Source organism: Acetomicrobium mobile (assembly GCF_937920065.1).
On sequence record NZ_CALETC010000284.1, the window covers coordinates 1 to 1,901 of the forward strand.

2 protein-coding genes are annotated in these 1,901 nt (G+C 51.4%); both read right to left on the reverse strand.

Annotation, left to right across the window (positions count from 1 at the left end; translation table 11 throughout):
• Positions 1–172 precede the first annotated feature (172 nt).
• On the reverse strand, positions 173–1,438 hold the full coding sequence (locus Q7P41_RS10560) for a glycerate kinase (protein WP_303884113.1): 1,266 nt from the start codon (positions 1,436–1,438) through the stop codon (positions 173–175).
• The coding region (locus tag Q7P41_RS10565) for an NAD(P)-dependent oxidoreductase (RefSeq protein WP_303884114.1) at positions 1,435–1,901 on the reverse strand (467 nt) is incomplete at its 5' end. The genes Q7P41_RS10560 and Q7P41_RS10565, both read right to left, overlap by 4 nt.

The following is a 1,901-nucleotide window of genomic DNA, read 5'->3' on the forward strand; positions in this document are numbered from 1 at the left end:
TTTTCAGTCAAATCCAAGCGAAGAGATTATATATCCGGTACAGCTTGGTGTCAACGGCAAAACGTTTACATTACAATAATTACTACCGCAGTGCAGTGTCATTAACTTTTAACCAACTTCAGAAAATATCATCTTTTCTATATCTTTTAGATGATGCTGGTAAATTTTTACTTCAATTACAAATAAGCAAGATGAGATCATTAACGTTCGTACCCGTAGGGCCCGTCTTTATGAGGCCACCGCAAGCCTCCAGGGCATGATAGGAGTCGTTGTCATCCAACATACTTTGTGGATCGAACCCGCAAGCTTTCAACTTTGCAACCGTTGTCCCGTCAACGACGCCGCCCGCGGCGTCCGTCGGGCCATCGGTACCGTCCGAACCGATCGCAAGTATCACCACATCTTCAAGCCCTTCTATGCCAATGGCAGCCGAAAGGGACAGCTCCTGGTTTCTGCCGCCAAGTCCCTGGCCTCGAACATGAACGACCGTCTCTCCGCCTGCTATAAGCACGCAAGGACGATGCAAAGGCCTGTTATAGATGCGCTCTTCCCTGGCAAGCGCTGCCATGAAGGAACCAGCTTCACGAGCCTCGCAATTTAATGTAGTGGTCAATATCGTGGTTTCATATCCCAGCTCTAAAGCCACCTTTGCCGCCTCTTCGCACATGACCTTTACGCTTCCGATGACGACTGTCTCCACGTTTGGCAGTTTTTTTGGGGTTTCTTCTTCAAGGAGCCTCAAAATGTGGGGCTTCAGTTTCAATCCGTATTTGCGAAGGATGCCCAAGGCTTGTTCGCAAGTGGTGCCGTCGGGATAGGCCGGTCCCGATGCGATGCTGTCCAATCGATCGCCCAATACGTCTGACAATACGACCGAGTAAACCTTGGCGGGATAAACGGTTTGGGCGAACCGCCCTCCCTTGACGGCAGAGAGCCTCTTTCTAATGGCGTTTATTTCTACTATATCGGCGCCGCACCGCAAAAGAGCTTCCGTGACCTCTGCTATGTCGTCAAGGCTAATACCTTCTTTGGGCTTTTCAAAGAGAGCCGAACCTCCTCCGGAAACCAGAAAAAGGACTGTGTCGTCGCTTGAAAGGCCGGCCACGGCTTCTAAGGCCGCCTGTGTGGCTATGACAGAATTTTCGTCGGGGATGGGATGTCCGGCCTCAAATATCTTTAAGTTCCCAATGGGGCCTTGACTGTGGCCGTATTTGGTTATCACGACGCCGCAAAGTACACGCTTGCCCTGCATGTCGTAAGCTGCCTTGGCCATGCGCCAGGCAGCCTTTCCTATGGCCACCAGCACGATGTTCCCAGGAAAGCTGCGACCCCGCAATGCCTTGGCAACCGCCTCTTCGGGCAAGACAGCATTTATCGACCCTTTGGCTATATCAAAAGCATCTTTACTAAGGTCTTTTGGGGCCAAAGTTTCTCTCACCTACCCATTACCACTTCGGGGTTAACCAGGTTAGGCGGCACTTCTCCTTTCAGCGCTTTGAGGGCATTTTCTGCCGCCATGGTGGCCATTTTGGCACGCGTGGCGTATGAAGCCGAACCAAGGTGAGGCAGCAAGACCACGTTATCAAGTTCAAGAAGCTCGGGCTCGACTTCGGGTTCACGCTCAAAGACGTCAAGGCCGGCTCCCCTGATCCATCCCTCTTTCAGGGCCTTCGCCAAGGCCTTTTCGTCAACAATGGGTCCCCTCGCGGTGTTTATGAGGTAGGCTTCCTTTTTCATCATCCTTAGCTCCCGCTCGCCGATCAGATGCCTTGTTTCCTTAGTGAGCGGCACGTGGATCGATACAAAATCCGCCTCTTTAAGAAGGTCATCGAGTGGCCTGTATTCGACGTTTAACTTCCTTTCCAATTCTACAGGGGCTTTATGAGCGCTGTAGTAGATGA